General features: G+C 63.5%; 20 protein-coding genes. 9 read left to right on the forward strand and 11 right to left on the reverse strand.

The window, feature by feature from the left end; translation table 11 throughout:
* Positions 1-66: 66 nt before the first annotated feature.
* The 4 genes from WBF69_RS11925 to WBF69_RS11940 form a co-directional block, all read right to left on the reverse strand.
* Positions 67-810 (reverse strand): flagellar brake protein, encoded by a 744-nt coding sequence (locus WBF69_RS11925; protein WP_424264365.1) that lies wholly within the window; start codon positions 808-810, stop codon positions 67-69.
* 136 nt (positions 811-946) lie between these two features.
* A complete protein-coding gene (locus tag WBF69_RS11930; protein WP_424264366.1) occupies positions 947-2,383 on the reverse strand; it encodes an NAD(P)(+) transhydrogenase (Re/Si-specific) subunit beta in 1,437 nt (478 codons plus the stop codon).
* Positions 2,380-2,688, reverse strand: a complete 309-nt coding sequence (locus WBF69_RS11935; protein WP_322997762.1) for an NAD(P) transhydrogenase subunit alpha — start codon at positions 2,686-2,688, stop codon at positions 2,380-2,382. Before WBF69_RS11935 ends, WBF69_RS11930 begins: the two co-directional genes overlap by 4 nt.
* Positions 2,688-3,806, reverse strand: a complete 1,119-nt coding sequence (locus WBF69_RS11940) for a Re/Si-specific NAD(P)(+) transhydrogenase subunit alpha (protein ID WP_424264367.1) — start codon at positions 3,804-3,806, stop codon at positions 2,688-2,690. Before WBF69_RS11940 ends, WBF69_RS11935 begins: the two co-directional genes overlap by 1 nt.
* Positions 3,807-4,130: 324 nt before the next feature.
* Here WBF69_RS11940 and WBF69_RS11945 point away from each other — a divergent pair, with 324 nt between their 5' ends.
* Positions 4,131-6,722: an AsmA family protein gene (locus WBF69_RS11945; protein ID WP_424264368.1), complete on the forward strand. Its 2,592-nt coding sequence runs from the start codon at positions 4,131-4,133 to the stop codon at positions 6,720-6,722.
* 26 nt (positions 6,723-6,748) lie between these two features.
* Positions 6,749-7,135, forward strand: a complete 387-nt coding sequence (locus WBF69_RS11950; RefSeq protein WP_424264369.1) for an MOSC N-terminal beta barrel domain-containing protein — start codon at positions 6,749-6,751, stop codon at positions 7,133-7,135.
* Positions 7,136-7,182: 47 nt separating this feature from the next.
* Here WBF69_RS11950 and coaD read toward each other — a convergent pair whose 3' ends face one another.
* Together coaD and WBF69_RS11960 are read right to left on the reverse strand one after the other, a co-directional pair.
* Positions 7,183-7,686, reverse strand: a complete 504-nt coding sequence (gene coaD / locus WBF69_RS11955; RefSeq protein ID WP_424264370.1) for a pantetheine-phosphate adenylyltransferase — start codon at positions 7,684-7,686, stop codon at positions 7,183-7,185.
* Entirely contained in the window at positions 7,683-8,312 is a 630-nt protein-coding gene (locus tag WBF69_RS11960) for an RsmD family RNA methyltransferase (RefSeq protein ID WP_424264371.1), read from the reverse strand. Before WBF69_RS11960 ends, coaD begins: the two co-directional genes overlap by 4 nt.
* Positions 8,313-8,374: 62 nt before the next feature.
* Here WBF69_RS11960 and ftsY point away from each other — a divergent pair, with 62 nt between their 5' ends.
* From ftsY to WBF69_RS11995, 7 genes are read left to right on the forward strand one after another with little or no spacing between them, the layout of a single operon-like run.
* On the forward strand, positions 8,375-9,592 hold the full coding sequence (gene ftsY, locus WBF69_RS11965; protein ID WP_424264372.1) for a signal recognition particle-docking protein FtsY: 1,218 nt from the start codon (positions 8,375-8,377) through the stop codon (positions 9,590-9,592).
* Positions 9,593-9,628: 36 nt separating this feature from the next.
* Complete coding sequence (gene ribBA, locus WBF69_RS11970; protein ID WP_424264373.1) at positions 9,629-10,810, forward strand: bifunctional 3,4-dihydroxy-2-butanone-4-phosphate synthase/GTP cyclohydrolase II; 1,182 nt, start codon at positions 9,629-9,631, stop codon at positions 10,808-10,810.
* Positions 10,811-10,825: 15 nt separating this feature from the next.
* The gene (ribH, locus tag WBF69_RS11975; protein WP_424264374.1) at positions 10,826-11,347 is read left to right on the forward strand and encodes a 6,7-dimethyl-8-ribityllumazine synthase; all 522 of its coding nucleotides are present in this window, start codon (positions 10,826-10,828) and stop codon (positions 11,345-11,347) included.
* A complete protein-coding gene (nusB, locus tag WBF69_RS11980) occupies positions 11,340-11,822 on the forward strand; it encodes a transcription antitermination factor NusB (protein WP_424264375.1) in 483 nt (160 codons plus the stop codon). Before ribH ends, nusB begins: the two co-directional genes overlap by 8 nt.
* A 6-nt stretch (positions 11,823-11,828) precedes the next feature.
* Positions 11,829-12,809 (forward strand): thiamine-phosphate kinase, encoded by a 981-nt coding sequence (gene thiL, locus WBF69_RS11985; protein WP_424264376.1) that lies wholly within the window; start codon positions 11,829-11,831, stop codon positions 12,807-12,809.
* Entirely contained in the window at positions 12,806-13,336 is a 531-nt protein-coding gene (locus tag WBF69_RS11990; RefSeq protein WP_424264377.1) for a phosphatidylglycerophosphatase A family protein, read from the forward strand. The genes thiL and WBF69_RS11990 overlap by 4 nt, the downstream gene beginning before the upstream one ends.
* Positions 13,333-13,842 carry a CinA family protein gene (locus WBF69_RS11995; RefSeq protein ID WP_424264378.1) on the forward strand — a complete coding sequence of 170 codons (510 nt, stop codon included), beginning with the start codon at positions 13,333-13,335 and terminating at the stop codon, positions 13,840-13,842. Before WBF69_RS11990 ends, WBF69_RS11995 begins: the two co-directional genes overlap by 4 nt.
* Before the next feature lie 56 nt (positions 13,843-13,898).
* Here the strand turns inward: WBF69_RS11995 and WBF69_RS12000 are convergent, their stop codons facing one another.
* The 5 genes from WBF69_RS12000 to WBF69_RS12020 form a co-directional block, all read right to left on the reverse strand.
* On the reverse strand, positions 13,899-15,362 hold the full coding sequence (locus tag WBF69_RS12000) for a diguanylate cyclase (RefSeq protein WP_424264379.1): 1,464 nt from the start codon (positions 15,360-15,362) through the stop codon (positions 13,899-13,901).
* Between the two features lie 151 nt (positions 15,363-15,513).
* A complete protein-coding gene (gene pyrF / locus WBF69_RS12005; RefSeq protein WP_424264380.1) occupies positions 15,514-16,341 on the reverse strand; it encodes an orotidine-5'-phosphate decarboxylase in 828 nt (275 codons plus the stop codon).
* Between the two features lie 36 nt (positions 16,342-16,377).
* Positions 16,378-16,761 carry a diacylglycerol kinase gene (locus WBF69_RS12010; RefSeq protein ID WP_424264381.1) on the reverse strand — a complete coding sequence of 128 codons (384 nt, stop codon included), beginning with the start codon at positions 16,759-16,761 and terminating at the stop codon, positions 16,378-16,380.
* A gap of 173 nt (positions 16,762-16,934) precedes the next feature.
* Positions 16,935-18,581, reverse strand: a complete 1,647-nt coding sequence (gene groL / locus WBF69_RS12015) for a chaperonin GroEL (RefSeq protein WP_424264382.1) — start codon at positions 18,579-18,581, stop codon at positions 16,935-16,937.
* A gap of 34 nt (positions 18,582-18,615) precedes the next feature.
* A complete protein-coding gene (locus WBF69_RS12020; RefSeq protein ID WP_424264383.1) occupies positions 18,616-18,903 on the reverse strand; it encodes a co-chaperone GroES in 288 nt (95 codons plus the stop codon).
* Between the last annotated feature and the right edge of the window lie 278 nt (positions 18,904-19,181).

The following is a 19,181-nucleotide window of genomic DNA, read 5'->3' on the forward strand; positions in this document are numbered from 1 at the left end:
CACAGCCCATATAAATATGCAATTGATATATTTACTGAGATCGCCGTGTCCCGGCGGCAGCGGATTTTATTCTTCGGTACCCCAGCGGCGGGCCAGGATGGCGCGTTCGAGGATGCCGACGTATTGCTGGATGGGGATCTGGTGATTGGCGGACAGATTGAAGAATCGGCATGCCACCACATGCAGCGGCGGTTTGTCGCCTTCTTGAAGAAGCTGGTCGTGGCGCATCAGGCGCAGACTGATGTCCTGGTCGCCGACATCGGGCATATGCAGCGTGCATTCCTCGAAGAAGGTCCCGATGACCTGATCGGCCAGGATCTTGTTGCGATCGATCAGTTGCAGGCCGCCTGCGCTGATGTTGCCCAGCGGCAGGGTGATCTGCCCGCCGGGCAGAGAGGGGTCTTCGATCAGGCAGGTGGCTGGGTTGATGGTGGGTACGTCCATGCGGAAGAATTCCCGCCGCTGGATGCGGCGCAACTGGCTGGGCCAGGGCATGGACAGCGCCGGCTTTCCGTCTTGCATGGTGGGCTGCAGGTGGCCCTGGAATTCGATCAGGACCCGATCGAGCATGCCCTGCAGACGGACTGACGGTGCCCGCAGCAACTGGGAATTCACGGCATCGTCAGAGGCGTTGTCGACGATCAGAAAGCCTTTTTTGGGATCGAGCTCCAGCATCGTGGAGATGATCGAAACCGCATGGCCCGGGATATCCAAACGCACCAAGGTGCGTTTATCCAGCAATCTCTGGAGAATGCTCTGTATCTCGAATTTTTGCGACACCGCAAAAGGATCGTTTTCCTCGATGGCCATATGTATGAAGATGCCGGGATTTAATGACGTCAATTCCGATTTTAAACGAAATCGGCCCGGATTCTCGGGCCGACAAGTGCCATGCGGGAAAGTCTGGATGCCCCGGCGGAAATCGCCGGGGCGGGCAGACAAGCCGCTATTCCAGTGCTTTCAGCATGTCTTCCAGGACTTTTTTCGCGTCGCCAAAGACCATCATGGTCTTGTCCATATAGAACAGTTCATTGTCCAGTCCGGCATATCCAGCCGCCATGGAGCGTTTGTTGACGATGACGGTGCGGGCTTTGTAGGCCTCCAGGATCGGCATGCCCGCAATCGGGGAATTGGGATCGTTCTTGGCGGCGGGGTTCACGACGTCATTGGCGCCCAGAACCAGCACTACGTCGGTCTGGCCGAATTCCCCGTTGATGTCCTCCATTTCGAACACCTGATCATAGGGGACTTCGGCCTCGGCCAGCAGCACGTTCATGTGGCCGGGCATGCGGCCCGCCACCGGGTGGATGGCGTATTTCACCGTGACCCCCTGGCTGGATAGCTTGCCGGCCAGTTCCTTCAAGGCGTGCTGCGCGCGCGCCACCGCCAAACCGTACCCTGGGATGATGGTGACGGTGTCCGCATTGCTCATCAGGAAGGCGGCATCGTCTGCGCTGCCTGATTTGACGCTGCGCTCCCCTGCCGCTGCGCCGCCGCCGGCAGAGGCTTCCGCCCCGAAGCCGCCCAGGATCACATTGAAGAAAGACCGGTTCATGGCCTTGCACATGATGTAGGACAGAATCGCGCCCGACGAGCCCACCAGCGAACCGGCGATGATCAGCATGGGGTTGTTCAAGGAAAAGCCGATGCCCGCCGCCGCCCAGCCCGAATAGCTGTTCAGCATGGAAATCACCACCGGCATGTCGGCCCCGCCGATGGGAATGATGATGAGCACGCCCAGCAAAAAGGCGATGACCGTCATCAGCACGAAGGGCAGCCAGGACTGTGTGGCCATGAACCAGAATCCGCAGGCCAGCATGACGATGGCCAGGATCAGATTCAGCGGGTGTTGGCCGGGGAAGACCACCGGTGCGCCCTGGAACAGGCGGAACTTGTATTTCCCTGACAGTTTGCCAAAGGCGATGACCGAACCCGAAAACGTGATGGCGCCGACGAAGGTGCCGATGAACAGTTCCAGGCGGTTGCCGGTCGGGATAGGATCGCCGGCGGCTGCAATGCCGAAGGCATGGGGTTCGGCCACCACCGCGACCGCGATAGCGACGGCGGCCAGACCGATCATGCTGTGCATGAAGGCGATCAGTTCCGGCATCTTGGTCATTTCGACCTTGCGGGCCAGGATGGTGCCGATGGTGCCGCCGACCAGCAGGCCCAGAATGACGCGGCCCAGCCCCAGCGTGGCGGTGCCGTCGCGGGCCAGACCAATGATCAGCGCCGCCGTCGTCAGGATGGCGATCACCATGCCGGCCATGCCGAAGGCGTTGCCGCGCCGGGATGTCGTGGGATGCGACAGGCCTTTCAGCGCCTGGATGAAGCAGACCGAGGCGACCAGGTAAAGCAGGGTGACGAGATTGGCGGAAATCATGCCTGGCCCCCCTTGCGATCCTTTTTCTTGAACATTTCCAGCATGCGCTGGGTGACGAGAAAGCCACCGAACACGTTGACGGCGGCCAGTGCGACGGCCAGTACGCCCATGCCCTGCGCCAGGCCGCCGTCGGTCAGGCCGGTGGCCAGCATGGCGCCGACGATGACGATGGCGGAAATGGCATTGGTCACCGCCATCAACGGCGTGTGCAGCGCCGGGGTGACGTTCCAGACCACGTGAAAGCCGACATAGACTGCCAGCACGAAGATGATGATGTTGATGAGTGTCGGGTTGACCGCTTCCATCAGGCGCTCCTTAGAACCTTGCCGTCCTGGCAGACCAGGCAAGCCGTGATGATGTCGTCGTCGGCAGGCAGGGCGAAGCGCCCCTCGGCGTCGATGACCAGTTTCAGAAAATCCAGCAGGTTGCGGGCGTACAAGGCGGATGCATCCGTCGCCAGCAGGGCGGGCAGGTTGCTCAGGCCGACCAGGGTGACGCCGTCGTGTTCGACGACCTGGTCCAGGACCGACAGCGGGCAATTGCCGCCGCGCTCGACTGCCAGGTCGACGATGACCGAACCCGGCTTCATGGCGGCGACCGTCTCGGGCTGGATCAGCACCGGGGCGGGGCGTCCGGGGATCAGCGCCGTGGAAATCACGATGTCCGCCTGTTTGCAGCGCTCGGCGACCAGAGCGGCCTGGCGCGTCATCCAGGCTGCGGGCATGGGGCGGGCGTAACCGCCCACACCTTGGGCGATTTCGCGTTCCTCGTCGGTCTCGTAAGGCACGTCGATGAATTTCCCCCCCAGGGACTCCACCTGTTCGCGGGCGGCAGGCCGCACGTCGGATGCCTCGACCACGGCGCCCAGGCGCCGCGCCGTGGCGATGGCCTGCAGGCCGGCCACGCCGGCGCCCAGCACCACCACGCGGGCGGCCTTCAAGGTGCCGGCGGCAGTCATCATCATGGGAAAAATGCGACCGTAGTATTGGGTGGCCAGCAGCACCGCCTTGTAGCCTGCCAGATTGGCCTGGGAAGACAGCACATCCAGGCTTTGGGCGCGAGTGGTGCGGGGGGCGGCTTCCAGGGCGAAAGCGGTCAATCCGGCCTGGGCGAGCGTGTGCAGGCCGTCGGCGTCGAAGGGGTCCAGCATGCCCAGCAGCACGCTGCCGGTTTTCATGTGCGCCAGTTCGGCGGTGTTCGGGCGGCGGACCTTCAGGACCAGCTCGCTGCCCAGCGCTTGGGCCGCGTCCACCAGAACGGCGCCTGCCTGTTCGTAGTCGCCGTCACGGTAGCGGGCGGACAGGCCCGCGCCGCGTTCCAGCTGCACCTGATGGCCGGCCTGCGCCAGCTTTTTGACGGTTTCCGGGGTGGCGGCGACCCGGGTTTCACCGGGCAGCGTTTCGCGGGGTATGCCGATCAGCATAGCGGTCTCCCGTCGATCAAGACAGATGTGGGCATGGCTTCTCCTTGTATGTTTTATCCGCCGGGCTGGGCCGCGTGCGGCTGTCTCCTGCCCTGACAGGGAATCATGGTAGCGGGGATTGGCGTTTGAAACACAGGTCGGCAAGGCGATTTACATATAGCGTTTGGCTATATAGAGTCGTGTTTTGCATGTTTGCTAAGATTTTGCGACATAAACTCGCATGCTGCGCCGGTTTCGGGGACTATCGGATGCGGGCATGGGTTAGCATTTCGCTTAATTGTCCGCCCGGGTGGCGGTCGGCACTCTGGATATGCGGGATTCATCATGAATGTGTGGTTGAAGCGGGGTCTGTTCAGCCTGGTCCTGGCCTTGTTGGTGGCCGTGGTCGGTCTGGCCATTTTCCTGCTGACCTTCAATCCGAACGCCTATAAATCGAGGCTGGAAAATCTGGTCTTTGAACGCTATGCGCGGACCCTGACCATCGGCGGGGATATCGAACTGTCCCTGTTTCCCCGCATTGGTTTGTCGGTCAGCAATGTGGCACTGTCCAATCACCAGTCCAAAGACACCTTCGTGTCCGTGGACAGCGCCCGGTTCGCGGTGGCGATCTGGCCTCTGCTGTCCAATCAGTTGGTGGTGGATCACGTGGCCATCGCGGGCCTGAAGGCCTGGGTCGTGCGGGATGCCAATGGAAATTTCAATTTCAGCGATCTGCTGGAATCCGACCAGGCGGCTGCCCTTTCGCCCGCCTCGCCCGCCACGGCGGCGGTTGCCGCTGCAGCCACTGCCGCGATCGGTGAGTCCGATAATCGCTCGGACCTGAACATCGATATCGCAGGGCTGGATCTCAAGGGGGGGCAGATTCACTACCTGGATCAACGCAGCGGCTTGTCGACGACTTTGTCGGGGATCGAGGCCAACACCGGGCGCGTGACCTACGATCAACCTTTCGATGTTTCTCTGAAGGCGCAGGTAGCCGGGGATGATCCGGTGCAGGATGCGCAGTTGCAGGCTCAGGCGCTGCTGCGTCTGAATCCGGGTGGGCGCGGCGACTATTCGGCACAAAAAATCAACGTCCAGCTGACGGGCCGTCTGGGCAATCTGGATCAGGCCAGCGCCGCCTTGAAAGGCAGTCTGGGCTACAAGGGCAGCGAGCGTCGCCTGACCGCCGGCAATCTGGAACTGACGCTGGCCGGCAATATCGTCGGGGCGCATCCCATTCAGAACCTCAAAGCCAACCTGACGGCGGGACAGCTGCACCTGGACCCGCGCAACCTGGAACTGAAGGTCGCCAAGCTTGCCTTGCGGGCGTCCGCCCAGGATCAGGGGCGCAATCTGGAACTCGCTCTGGATGCGCCGGCGCTGGCGGTGTCACCCGAATCCGCCCAGGCCGATCCCGTGGCGGCCACCTTGAAGTCAAGCGGCGATCAGACGCTGGCGATCTCGCTGGGGCTGGAAGGCCTGACGGGCAATGCCAACGATTGGCAGTTTCGCAAGGTCAGCCTGGATGGCGCGCTGGCGCAGGGGCCGCGCCTGGTCCGGATGAAGCTGACCTCGCCGCTGGCCTGGAACACATCGCTGCGCAAGGGGGCGTTGACGGCGCTCAAAGGCGACGTCGTGCTGCGCAACCAGGATCAATCCAAAGCCATCAATGAGTTTCCCATGATCGGCAGCGCGCATCTGGATCTGGTGCGCGATGCCCTGGAGATCGATCTGAATGCGGTCATGGACGGCGGCCAGACCGCGCTCAAGGTCGCGACAACCGGCCTGGAGGCGCAGCCCAGTACCCGGTTTTCCCTGAATGCCGAAAAAATCGATCTGAATCACTGGATGCCCACACCGGTGCCCGCGCCCGCCGCGGCGGCGCCCGCCTCTGCTCAGGGGGATGATTCGCCCCCCCCGCCGGATGGCGAGCCGGCGACCGACGAGACCAAAGCGCCGACCACTACACCGACCGTGATCGATCTGTCTTTTCTCAAGGGGCAGGATATCCAGGGCGACGTGAAAATCGCCGACCTTCGCATGCGCGATGTGCAGCTGACCCAGGTGGAAGCGCCGGTCAAGATCGCCGATGGCGTACTGACCCTGCCCAAGCTCACGGCCAAACTGTACGAAGGCGGCTTGACGGCGCAGGCGCGGCTGGCGGCGGATCAGACCTTGGGGCTGAAGCTGAATCTGGACAAAGTGGCGGTCGAACCCTTCTTGCAGGCGGTGCTGGGGCGCACGCTGCTGTCTGGTCAGGGCGCCGTCCAGCTGGATCTCAAAACGCAGGGTAATACGATGGATGCCTGGTTGCGGGGCCTGGCGGGCCGGGCGGCCTGGCAGGTGCGCGATGGCGCCGTGCAGGGCATTGACGCCGGGCAGACCCTGTCAGAGGTCTCCGCTGCCTTGGGCAATATCCTGAAAGGCCGTCTGGACGCCGTCGCGTCCCCTTTCCAGAAACAGCGCAGTACGCCCTTTAGTACGCTGGAAGGCCGTGTCGATCTGAAAGGCGGCAAGGGCACGGTGTCCAAGCTGCTGCTGGCCTCCGGCCTGGTGCGGGTGACGGCGGGCAAGCCGGCCTTGATCGATGTGCCGGGTCAGACGCTGGATCTGCAGCTGCTGGCGCAGGTGGCCGCGCGCGTACCCAAGCCCTTGTCGGGCGCGGTGGCGTCGCTGTTGGGGGCGACGATTCCGATCCGTGTCACGGGCGCTTGGGCGCAGCCGGATTTCGTGGTGCAGTGGGATGCCATCCACAACCAGACGATCCAGCAGGCGGTCAAGTCGGGGCTGATGGAATTGATCAAGGGCAAGGATCTGATCGAACAGGCTCTGCCCAGTCCCGACGCCGAACCCTCGCGACCCAAGACGGATGCGGCCAAGTCCGACCCCGTGGAACGCATCGGCAATGCGCTGAAGGGCCTGCTGGGCCAATGAACGCTTCTCTGAACAAGGAACTGTGAATGAGCACCTCTGTCGCCCAACCCATCGCTGGCGGCCCGGCCTTGAATGAGGCCGGCGATTATGACCGCCGCTGGCTGATCGTCGATCAGGCAGACGTCTGGCTGGACTCCGGCCAGGCGCCGCGTCTGGGGCAACTGGAACTCACACTGCGTTTCGGGTATCTGGTGATCAAAGCCCCCGGCATGCTGCGCCTGGATGTGCCCCTGGACGTGATCGAAGACGATGTCAGCGTGGAGCGCGTGGCGCGAGTAGGACAAGCGGCGGTGCGTGCCGTGGATGAAGGCGAGCTGGCGGCAGCCTGGTTTGCGGAATGGCTGGGGCAGCCCTGTCGTTTGCTGAAGGTCCACCCCGACGCGGGAGCGGTCAGCTGGCCGGATCAGGTTTGATGCGGCCCGGCCCGGGCGCCGGATGACCGTCTGGGGGCGCGCCGTGCTTAGGTCGATCCCTGCTGTTCGCGTAGCGCCTTGGCCTTGGTGTGCAGCCAGCGTTCGACCGACGGAAACACGAATTTGCTGACGTCGCCGCCCAGGATGGCGATTTCCCGCACGATGGTGCCGGAAATGAACTGGTATTGATCCGACGGCGTCATGAACAGGGTTTCGACTTCCGGCAGCAGATGGCGGTTCATGCCCGCCATCTGGAATTCGTATTCAAAATCGGACACCGCCCGCAGGCCGCGCACGATGACGCGGGCTTCCTGTTCGCGCACAAAGTCCTTCAGCAGGCCGCTGAAGCTGCGCACGCGCACGTTGGGATAGTGCCCCAGGACTTCTTCGGCGATTTCCAGGCGTTCCTGCACGCTGAAGAAGGGGCGCTTGTTCTGGCTGACCGCCACGCCCACCACCACCTGGTCGAACAGGCTGGCGGCGCGTCGCACGAGGTCCTCGTGGCCGCGGGTCAGGGGGTCGAACGTTCCGGGATAGACGGCGGTGATCATGCACTCTCCGATAGCGTAGGGGCGTCGCAGCCCGATTCCAGTCGATCATTATTGCGATTTTTTTGCATCGCAGCAAACTGCAACAAGGCATAGTGCACATGTCCTGCCCGGCCCTGGCGCAGCAGTTCGCAGTCGGCGGGCGTGTCGTCAAGCGGCGTGCCCGATTCCAGGTATAGCAGCCCTCCTGGCAACAGCGCGCGCTGGATCAGCGGTTGCACCCGCGTCAGCCAGTCGCCGCCGAAGGGCGGGTCCAGCGTCAGCAGGTCGAATGAAGGGGCGGGCAGGGATTGCAGATAGGCCAGCGCATCCCCTGCATGAATGCGAATCGCTGGCGCCTGCAGACGACTTTGGACGGCGCGCAGGCCGGCCAGCGCGACCGGCGCTCGTTCCACCAGCTGCGCCAGGGCCACGCCGCGCGACGCGGCCTCGAAACCCAGGGCCCCGGTGCCGGCGAACAGATCCAGCACCCGCCGTCCGGCGAACTCGCCATCCCAGAAATGGCTTAGCCAATTGAACAGCGTTTCCCGGACACGGTCCGGCGTGGGACGCAAATGGTCGCCGTCCGGAACCGGAATCGGGGTTTTGCGGTATTGACCGCCTACAATACGGATCTGATGTTTCTTCATGCGCGGCCCGTGGTGTTCGGCACGGCGTCGTGCAGTTCGCCGGATCGTTCAGTGTAAAGCCTATGTTCAGTTTTTTTAAACGCAAAAAACCCCAGCCGCAGCCGGAAGCAGTCGACCTGCCCGCCGATGTGCCGGAAATTGCGCCGGTGGCGCCCACCGAGTTGCCGCCAGAAGCGTTGACCGTCAGCCTTGATGCGCCTGACACTGCCGCCGACGTGCCGGTCGATGCGCCGTCTCCGGATCTGGTCGCCGATGCGCCTGACGCGGCGGCGCCCGAGCAGGTTCCGCCGCCCGACCCCTGGTCTCAGGCCGTGGATGCGTCCGGCGATCCCTTGGCGCGCCTGGACCAGGCTGCCGAACCCGACACGGGGTCCTGGCTGACCCGCCTGCGTCGGGGCTTGTCGCGCACGGGGCAGAATCTGGGGGGGCTGTTCGTCGGCGTCAAGGTTGACGAAACCCTGTTCGACGAGCTGGAAACCGCGCTGATCATGGCGGATGCCGGGGTCGAGGCCACCGATAAACTCTTGACGGAACTGCGTGCGCGCGTGCGCAAGCAGCGCATCGATCAGCCCGATGCCGTCCGGGCCGCCTTGCAAGATATCCTGACCGATCACCTGCGCGTCCTGGAAAAGCCCTTTGTCGTCGGCGAGGCCGCGCCCACGGTGGTGATGATCGCCGGGGTGAACGGGGCGGGCAAGACCACCTCGATCGGCAAGCTGGCCCATGCGCTGCAGGCGCGTCAGGCGACGGTCCTGTTGGCGGCGGGGGATACGTTCCGCGCCGCGGCCCGCGAGCAACTGGTGGCCTGGGGGGCGCGCAACGGGGTGACCGTGATCGCCCAGGAGGGCGGCGACCCTGCCGCGGTGGCGTTCGATGCCGTGAATGCCGGTCGCGCCCGAGCCGCCGATGTGGTGCTGGTGGACACGGCGGGCCGCTTGCCCACCCAACTGCATCTGATGGAAGAACTGAAGAAGATCAAACGGGTCATCGGCAAGGCGGATGCGGGGGCGCCGCACGAAGTGCTGCTGGTGGTCGACGGCAACACCGGCCAGAACGCCTTGGCGCAGATCCGCGCCTTTGACGCCGCTTTGGGCTTGACCGGGCTGGTCGTCACCAAGCTCGACGGTACCGCCAAGGGCGGCACGCTGGCGGCGGTGGCGGCGGGCAGCCAGGGCGTGCGGCCCGTGCCGGTTTATTGGATCGGTGTGGGCGAAGGCATGCAGGACCTGCAACCTTTCGTGGCGTCGGAGTTCGCCGAGGCCTTGCTGGACAACCGCTAAAATGGCGTCATCGTCTTTTATTGGGACAAGATTGAAATGAGTACGGATACCGAGACGCACAATGCGTCGACGTCCTTCGGGATCGCTCCCGTCCAGGAAATCGTGGCCGAGCTTCGCGCCGGGCATATGGTCATTCTGGTGGACGAGGAAGACCGCGAGAACGAGGGCGATCTGGTGATGGCCGCCGACTTTGTCACGCCCGATGCGATCAATTTCATGGTCACGCACGCGCGCGGCCTGGTGTGCCTGACGCTGACCCAGGAACGCTGCGAGCAATTGCAGCTGCCGCTGATGGCCAATCAGAACGGCACCCGCTATGGCACCAATTTCACCGTTTCGATCGAGGCCGCCCAGGGCGTCAGCACCGGCATTTCCGCGGCGGATCGCGCGCGCACCATTCAGGCCGCCGTGGCGCGGGATGCCCGCCCGTCCGATCTGGTGCAGCCCGGTCATATCTTCCCGGTGCGCGCGGTGCCCGGCGGTGTGCTGGTGCGCGCCGGCCACACCGAAGCCGGTTGTGACCTGACCGCGATGGCAGGCCTCACGCCCGCCGCCGTGATCTGCGAAGTCCTGAAGCCGGACGGCACCATGGCCCGTCTGCCGGACCTGATGACGTTCGCCCAGGAACACGGCCTGAAGATCGGCACGATTGCGGATCTGATCCAGTACCGCAGCGAACACGAAACCATGGTCGAACGCCTGGTCGAACGCACGGTGACCACCCCCTGGGGGGAATTCCAGGCAGTGGCGTATCGCGACCGCGCCTCGAATGCGCCGCATCTGGCGCTGGTGCATGGGCAGATCCAGGCGGATACGGAAACCCTGGTGCGGGTGCACGAACCTACCAGCGTACTGGACGTGTTGTGCGAAGGCGCGACCCGGCACAGTTGGACGATCCCTCAGGCTTTGCGGACGATCGCTGCCGCGCCCAGCGGCGTGCTGGTGCTGTTGAACTGCCACGGCGAAGCCGATCTGCTGTTCGCGCAGTTCGATGCCTGGGCACGCAGCCCGGGCGATGCGCCCATGGCGTCCGCCGTGCCCGATGGCGAACGCCACGGCCTGCGCACCTTCGGGATCGGCGCTCAGATCCTGCGCGATCTGGGTGTCGGTCAGGCCCGTCTGTTGGCGCGCCCCAGAAAAATGCCCAGTATGGCTGGGTTTTCCCTGACCATTACGGGGTACCATAACGAACCTGGCGTGTCTAACGCCACCAACTGATATGGAATCGCGACTATGAACCCTTATGTGATGACCCCCGACATGAACGGCGAAGGCCTGCACATCGGCATCGTGCGTTCCCGTTTCAATGCTGAAATCGGCGAAGCCGAACTGCAAACCTGCCTGGACGAACTCGCCGCCCTGGGCGTCGACGAACGCGACATGATGGTGGTGTCCGTGCCGGGCGCGCTGGAACTGGGCGTCGCCCTGGCCCAGATGGCCGAAACCTTCGAATTCGATGCCCTGATCGCTCTGGGCGCCGTGATCCGCGGCGAAACGTACCACTTCGAAATCGTCAGCAACGAGTCCGCTTCTGCGATCAGCCGCATCTCTTTGGAAACCGGCATCCCGGTCGCCAATGGGGTGCTGACGGCTGACACCGAGGAGCAGGCCCAGGTCCGGGCAGCCGATAAAGGCCGCGACTGCGCGCGCGCCGCTGTCGAAATGGCCAATCTGGTCGCCGCGCTCGAGCCGGAATCGGAAGACGATGACGACGAGGACGACGACGAGGATTTCGAAGAAGATACCGATGACTGAATCCAAGGCGCGTAACGGGCGGGCCAATGCCCGCAGCGCCCGCCGCATGGCGCGTGAATTCGCGCTGCAGGGAATTTATGCCTGGTTGCTGCGCGGGGGCGCCGATCTGGGTGAACTAGGCGAGATCGACGCGCACATCCGTGACGGCGAAGGCTTCGAGCAGGCGGATGGCCAGTGGTACCAGACCTTGCTGCAGGGGGCGGCCCGTCAGGCCGAATCCCTGCGCGCCAGCTTCGTGCCCTACATCGACCGTCCTTTGGCCGAACTTTCACCGATCGAACACGCGGTCCTGCTGATCGGCAGTTTCGAACTGGTTCATCATGTCGAAGTGCCCTACCGGGTCGCCATCAACGAGGCCGTTGAACTGGCCAAGTCCTTCGGCGGCACCGATGGCTATCGTTTTGTGAATGGGGTCCTGGACAAACTGGCTGCCGAAGTCCGCGCAGCCGAGGTGCAATCCACTGCGCGTCGTTGACGCGCCATGCCTATGCCGTCAGGTGGCGAATTCGATCTGATCTCCCGGTATTTTGACCGGCCGGCCCCCAGCGGCATGTTGGGGGTGGGTGATGATTGTGCGCTGCTGTCGCCCGCCCAGGGCTGCGAGCTGGCCGTCAGCACCGATATGCTGATCGAGGGCCGGCATTTTTTTCCGGATATCGCCCCCCGCCTGCTGGGCCACAAGACGCTGGCGGTGAACCTGTCGGATCTGGCTGCGATGGGCGCGCGCCCCCTGGCATGCACCCTGGCGATTTCCCTGCCGAGCATCAACGAGGCCTGGCTGCAGGCGTTTGCCGATGGCTTTCATGCCTTGTCGCGCGAATCCCGCTGCCCTCTGGTCGGCGGCGACACCACCGGAGGATCTCCCGGGGTGGTGCTGTGCGTCACCGTCATGGGCGAAGTCCGTCGCCATCAGGCGCTGCGTCGCGATGCGGCCCGAGTCGGCGATGACATCTGGGTGTCCGGCACGCTGGGTGGGGCGGATATTGCACTGCGTCTGGCTCAGGGCCGCATGCCGCCGGACCCGGCGCGTTGGCAGGCAGCTCGTACTTTCCTGGAACTCCCGGTACCGAGGCTGAAACTGGGCCGCTATCTGGCCGGGGTGGCGCACGCCGCCATCGATATTTCAGATGGTCTGTTGCAGGATCTTGGGCACGTTCTCGATGCCAGCCAATGCGCTGCCGAGGTGTGGCTGGATGCCTTGCCTGCCGATCCCGTGCTCGACGGTCTGGATGAGTCCATCCGTCTCGATGCCCTGTTGGCTGGGGGGGACGCCTACGAACTATGCTTCATGGCGCATCCGCGCCGCCGCGAGCAGATCGAGACCCTGGGACGACAACTGGGCCTGGCCGTGTCGCGGGTTGGCACGATCCAGCGCGGGACCGGGGTGCGCGTGCTGGATGCGGATGGGCAGGCATTGCCCATCACGCACCGGGGTTTTGACCATTTTTCAGAAACCGCATGATGTCCGATCATCCCGGTCCGGGCCGCGCGCCCGACAATCCCGAGCGGCCCTCCGCCGCCTGGGTGTTCGCCCGCCCGGAACGCATCCTGTCGTTCGGTTTCGGGTCCGGCCTGATCCATCCGGCGCCTGGCACGTGGGGCACTTTGGCGGGCTGGCTGTTATGGGCCGTGTTTCTGCGCGATGTCCCGGATGGCTGGATGGCCGTCATCTTGCTGGCGTCATTTGTATTGGGCTGTTGGGCCACCCAGCGCTGCGGCGATGATCTGGGGGTTGCCGATCACGGCGGCATCAACTGGGATGAGATCGTCGCCATCTGGCTGGTGCTGTGGCTGATGCCGCCAGGCTTCTGGCCCGAATTGATCGGCGTCGTGCTGTTTCGTGTGTTTGATATTCTGAAACCGCCGCCGGTCAGCATCCTGGATCGGCGCTTCAAGAATGGCTTCGGCGTCATGATCGACGATATTCTGGCGGCCTTATATGCCTTGCTGGCGGCAGCCGTGCTTATCCACTTTGGGGTTCTGCCATGATGGATCGTGATCTGCGCGCCCTGGCGGGCGAACTGGGGGCCGCGCTGCGGGCAGCGGGTAGTTTGTGCGTGACCGCTGAATCCTGCACGGGCGGCTTGCTGGCGGGTGCCATCACATCCTGCCCAGGGTCCAGTCAATGGTTCGAGCGGGGTTTCATCACCTACAGCAATGTCGCCAAGATCGAGCAGTTGCGGGTCTCGGCGGATACGCTGGAGCATTACGGCGCCGTCAGCGAGGAAACCGCGATGGAAATGGCCGGCGGGGCCTTGGGGGCCGTGTCTTCGGCGCGGCTGGCTCTGGCCACCACCGGGATCGCCGGGCCGGGCGGCGCCACAGCGGGCAAGCCCGTCGGCATGGTGTGCTTTGGGATCGCGCGCCGGGTCGGCGCCGGCATCACGACGCGGGCCGTCACCCGGATCTTTGAAGGCGATCGGGAAGCCGTTCGCTTGGCGGCGGTGCGTTTTGCCTTGCAGGCGGCGCTGGACGATCTGCGGCACGGCAGCTGAACCTGCTGCTGGACCGGTCAAAGATTTGTGAGCAGGCCGCCCGGTATCGCAGCATACTAGATCTGCGGCACGGGGCTGAGGTCGCGTATTTCTTCCTGCGCTGGCGAATACACCTGGTTGCGGCCTTGATGTTTGGCGCGGTACATCGCCTGATCCGCCAGGGCCAGCAGCGTGCTCAGGGCGCCTCCAGGCGCTTGCGAATCGTGTACCACCCCGATACTGACCGTCACGCGCAAGGGTTCGTCGCTGTCGTAGTACAGGCGGATCTGTTCCACGCAGGCGCGCAGTCTTTCTGCAATGTCCAGGCTGTCTTGCAGGGTCGTATTGGGCAGCAGAATGCCGAATTCCTCGCCCCCCAGGCGACCGAACAAATCCGCCGGACGGATGGCGGACTGGGTGATGCGGGAAAACTCGCGCAGCACGCTGTCTCCGGCTGCATGGCCGTGATTGTCGTTCAGGCGTTTGAAGTGATCGATATCGAGCATCATGACGCCGTTGCCGTAGAACGACGCAGGCGATTGCTGCAGGTATTCCACGGCGCCGCGCATGAAGGCCTGGCGCGACAGGGCTTCCGTCAGTTCGTCGTGGTCCAGCGCCTGGTTGAGCGCCATGATCAGGTCGTTGCGGGCGGCCAGAGAACTGGACACCAACAAGGGCGTGGCGACCATCAGCTGCAGGCCCATTTGCAGCGACACCTGTGTCCAGAGCGTGGGTGATAGCGGCTCGATCACGACCAAACCGTGGGCATGGCAGAGCACCAGGGTCAGGACGGATGCCAGGGTCAGCCAGGTGGTCGTCTGCTGCTGATACGCATAGGCGCAGAACAGCAGGGCGGGAATCGGAAAGGCCACGGCACCGGGACCGCCCAGCAAAGCGGCAAGAGAGACCGCCGCCAGCAGCGACAGCAGCGGCCAGTGGCGGCTGCCGATTTTCAGATGGTGCGGCAGGTGCGCCCAGGCACGACCGCGTTTGTCCGTCGCAGGGCGGCGGGACAGCGCCGCTTGCAGACAGACGGGCAGGATGGCGCTGTAACCCAGCCATTGGCGAAAGAACACCTCGATGGCAATTTGCAGCTGCGCGTCCGTCCGGATCTGGGCGATCAGCCCCGCCAGGGCTGTACAGAAGGCGCCTGCCAGTCCTGCCACCAGGACTCTGGCGATGGCCTGTGGGGTGCGCAGGGTCTCCAGATGCCAGATCCGGCCCAACAAATACCAGGTCGCACACACCCCGGATAGATCGACCACCGTGTGCATCAGGGCCGCTTGCAAGGAACCGTACCAGTTGCCGTAGGCCAAGATGGTGCCGGCCAGCACCATCAGCCATGTGGGCAGATCCTGAGATCGGGGCATGCGCAGCAGCACGCCGGCCAAGAGCGCGGTCGCTGGCCAGAAGCCGATCTCTCCCAGGGCGGGTCGAAAGACGAGACTGAGGTGGATGAGCAGAGAGGCCAATGCAGCGACTAAGATAAACCGCCATACCTGTCGCGTACTGGACAGGCTGCTGCTGATGGTCCGGTGCATGATGCCGGATTCTACTGAACAATATTACAAATGTAGAACTGGTTTCTTTCTTTTACGGGCTTATATGCGAATTGTGATGGATGTTCGCTCAAATCATGCGGATGAAGCATGCGTTTTTTGCATAATGCGAAATGCTGGCGTGATCCGACGCCTAGGTGGCACTGCCCAGGGCCAGCCGGATGGCGCTGCGGGTGGCGCGCGCGGTTTTCGCGGCTGCTTCGACCCAGTCGTCGCCCTGGCTGGCATACAGGATGGCGCGGGATGAATTGATCATCATGCCGTAGCCGCTTGCGGTCCGGCCTGCCTGGACGGTGGCCGGGATGTTGCCTCCTTGGGCGCCGATGCCGGGGATCAGCAGCGGCATATCGCCCACACGGCGGCGCACTTGGGCGATTTCCTCGGGAAAGGTCGCCCCCACGACCAGGGCGCATTGCCCGGTCGTGTTCCAGACGCGGGCGATTTGGTCAGCGACATGCAGGTACAGCGGCGTGCCGTTGGCCAGGCGCATATCCTGCAGATCGGCGCCGCCCATATTCGAGGTGCGGCACAAAATGATCACGCCTCGGTCGCCATAGTCGATATAGGGCTGGACCGAGTCGCGGCCCATGTAAGGATTGACCGTGACGGCATCGGCGCCATAGCGTTCAAAGGCTTCGCGGGCATATTGTTCGGCGGTGCTGCCGATGTCGCCGCGCTTGGCGTCCAGCACAATGGGCAGCGCGGGGTGGTGTTCGCGCAGATAGCGGCACAGGTCCTGCAGTTGGTCTTCCGCGCCCAGCGCTGCGAAATAGGCGATTTGCGGCTTGAACCCGCACACATAGGGGGCGGTGGCGTCCGCAATGCGGCGGCAGAACTCGAACACGGCATCCGGTCGCTCGGCCAGTTCCGCCGGAAAGCGGCGGATATCCGGGTCCAGCCCAGCCATCAGCAGAGAATCCTGGCTGGCCCAGGCGCGATTCAATTTGTCGATGAAAGTCATGAGAGGCTTTGGAAGAGAGCGGATTGAAGGGGAGGGCTATAGCCAGCGGGGGAGCAGCACGCAGGCCCAGGCAACACCGGCCAGGATCAGCATCAACAGGACGGCGGCGCTGCCGATGTCCTTGGCGCGCCCCAGCAGGGGATGGTGATCCGTGCTGATGGCGTCGGCCAAGGCTTCGATCGCGGAATTGATCAGTTCCACGATCAGGACCAGCACCAGCACACCGACCAGCAGCAGCCGTTCCAGGACGGTATCGCCCAGCCAGAGGCCCAGAGGGATCAGTACGATCGCCAGCGCGACTTCCTGGCGGAAGGCGGCTTCGTGCCGCCATGCCGCGCCAAGCCCTTGCAGCGAATAGCCGAAAGCGCGTGCAATGCGGATCAGGCCGCCGGTGCTTTTATAGGGGGAAGGCTGGGTCATGGGTCGAGATGTCTGCAGGATGCCCGCATTGTAAGGTACGGCTCGGCGCAATGCTTTGACCTTCTTGGGCCGGGCCATGAAAAATCCCCGCTGCGGCGAACCGCAACGGGGATCTTGAAGGCTGTCCCCGCAGGCGGATGAACCGCCTGGCCGGGGACCGGGAAGGTAGGGGCTTAGAAGCCGCCCATACCGCCCATGCCACCCATGCCGCCCATGTCGGGCATGGCCGGGGCCGGCTTGTCTTCGACGATTTCAGCCACAGCGGCTTCGGTCGTCAGCAGCAGGCTGGCCACGGACGCTGCGTTTTGCAGCGCAGTGCGGGTCACCTTGGTCGGGTCGATCACGCCTTGCTCGACCAGGTCGCCGTATTCGCCGGTAGCCGCGTTGTAGCCGAAGTTGCCTTCGCCCTTTTCAACGGCATTGACGATCACGCTGGCTTCGTCGCCGGCGTTGGTGACGATGGTGCGCAGCGGGGCTTCGATGGCGCGCAGGACCAGCTTGATGCCGGCGTCCTGGTCGGCGTTGTCGCCCTTGACCTTGGCCACGGCGGCCTTGGCGCGAATGAGCGCAACACCGCCGCCCGGGACGATGCCTTCTTCGACGGCTGCGCGCGTGGCGTGCAGGGCGTCTTCGACGCGGGCCTTCTTTTCCTTCATTTCGACTTCGGTGGCGGCACCCACGCGAATCACGGCCACACCGCCGGCCAGCTTGGCCACGCGTTCTTGCAGCTTCTCACGGTCGTAGTCGGACGTGGCTTCCTCGATCTGGGCGCGGATCTGCTTGACGCGCGCTTCGATGTTGGCGGCTTGGCCGGCGCCGTCGATGATGGTGGTGTTTTCCTTGGCCACTTCGATACGCTTGGCTTGGCCCAGCAGTTCCAGCGTGGCTTTTTCCAGCGACAGGCCGGTTTCTTCGGAGATCACCGTGCCGCCCGTCAGGATGGCGATGTCTTCCAGCATGGCCTTGCGGCGGTCGCCGAAGCCAGGCGCCTTGACGGCGGTGGTCTTCAGGATGCCACGGATGTTGTTGACGACCAGGGTAGCCAGGGCTTCGCCTTCGACGTCTTCAGCCACGATCAGCAGCGGGCGGCTGGACTTGGCGACTTGTTCCAACACCGGCAGCAGGTCGCGGATGTTGCTGATTTTCTTGTCGAAGATCAGGATGAACGGGTCTTCCAGGACGGCGACTTGCTTGTCCGGGTTGTTGATGAAGTAGGGCGACAGGTAGCCGCGGTCGAATTGCATGCCTTCGACGACGTCCAGTTCGTTTTCCAGCGACTTGCCGTCTTCGACGGTGATGACGCCTTCCTTGCCGACCTTGTCCATCGCGTTGGCGATGATCTCACCGACGGACGAGTCGCTGTTGGCCGAGATCGAGCCGACTTGAGCGATGGCCTTGCTGGTGGTGCAAGGCTTGGACAGGGCGTGCAGTTCGGCCACGGCGGCGATCACAGCCTTGTCGATGCCGCGCTTCAGGTCCATGGGGCTGATGCCGGCGGCCACGTACTTCAGGCCTTCTTCGACGATGGATTGAGCCAGCACGGTGGCGGTGGTGGTGCCGTCACCGGCATTGTCGGAGGTCTTGGAAGCGACTTCCTTGACCAGCTGGGCGCCGATGTTTTCGAACTTGTCTTTCAGTTCGATTTCCTTGGCCACGGACACACCGTCCTTGGTCACGGTGGGGGCGCCGAAGGAGCGGTCCAGGACCACGTTGCGACCCTTGGGGCCCATCGTGGTTTTGACGGCGTTAGCCAGGATGTTGACGCCGCGGACGATGCGGGTACGAGCATCGTCACCGAAATAAACTTGCTTTGCAGCCATGTTGAAATTCCTTGGGATTGAGCGGTGAGGTGGCTTACTGGATCACGGCGAGGATTTCTTCCTCGCGGATGACGAGCACTTCCTCGCCATCGACCTTGACGGACTGGCCGGCGTACTTGCCGAACAGAACCTTGTCGCCGACTTTGACGTCAACGGCGATCACTTTGCCGTCTTCGGTTTTCTTGCCCGGGCCAACGGCCAGGACTTCGCCCTGGTCGGGTTTTTCAGCGGCGCTCTCGGGGATGACGATACCTGAGGCAGTGGTGCGCTCGTTGTCCAGACGCTTGACGATCACGCGATCGTGCAAAGGACGCAGTGCCATGGAGAAACTCCTGTACATAGAAATTGAGGGATGCGGGGTGGCGCTGTGTTGTTAGCACTCAACCCCATCGAGTGCTAATTATAGGGACGATTTTCCCTATTTCAAGGGAACAGGGGCATGTGGTTACATTTGCTTGGATAGGCGGGCCGCTGATGGCCGCTGGGCCATTACATTCTTGTCATGGATGTAATTCTTTTAGGGATTTCCCGTGGGGCTTAGGGGTTGTCCCTGATTCATTTCAACAGCAACGATAATTTTTAGAAATAGGTTTGCTGCGG

This window comes from Castellaniella sp., assembly GCF_049673105.1.
In the GTDB taxonomy this organism is placed as follows: domain Bacteria; phylum Pseudomonadota; class Gammaproteobacteria; order Burkholderiales; family Burkholderiaceae_B; genus Castellaniella.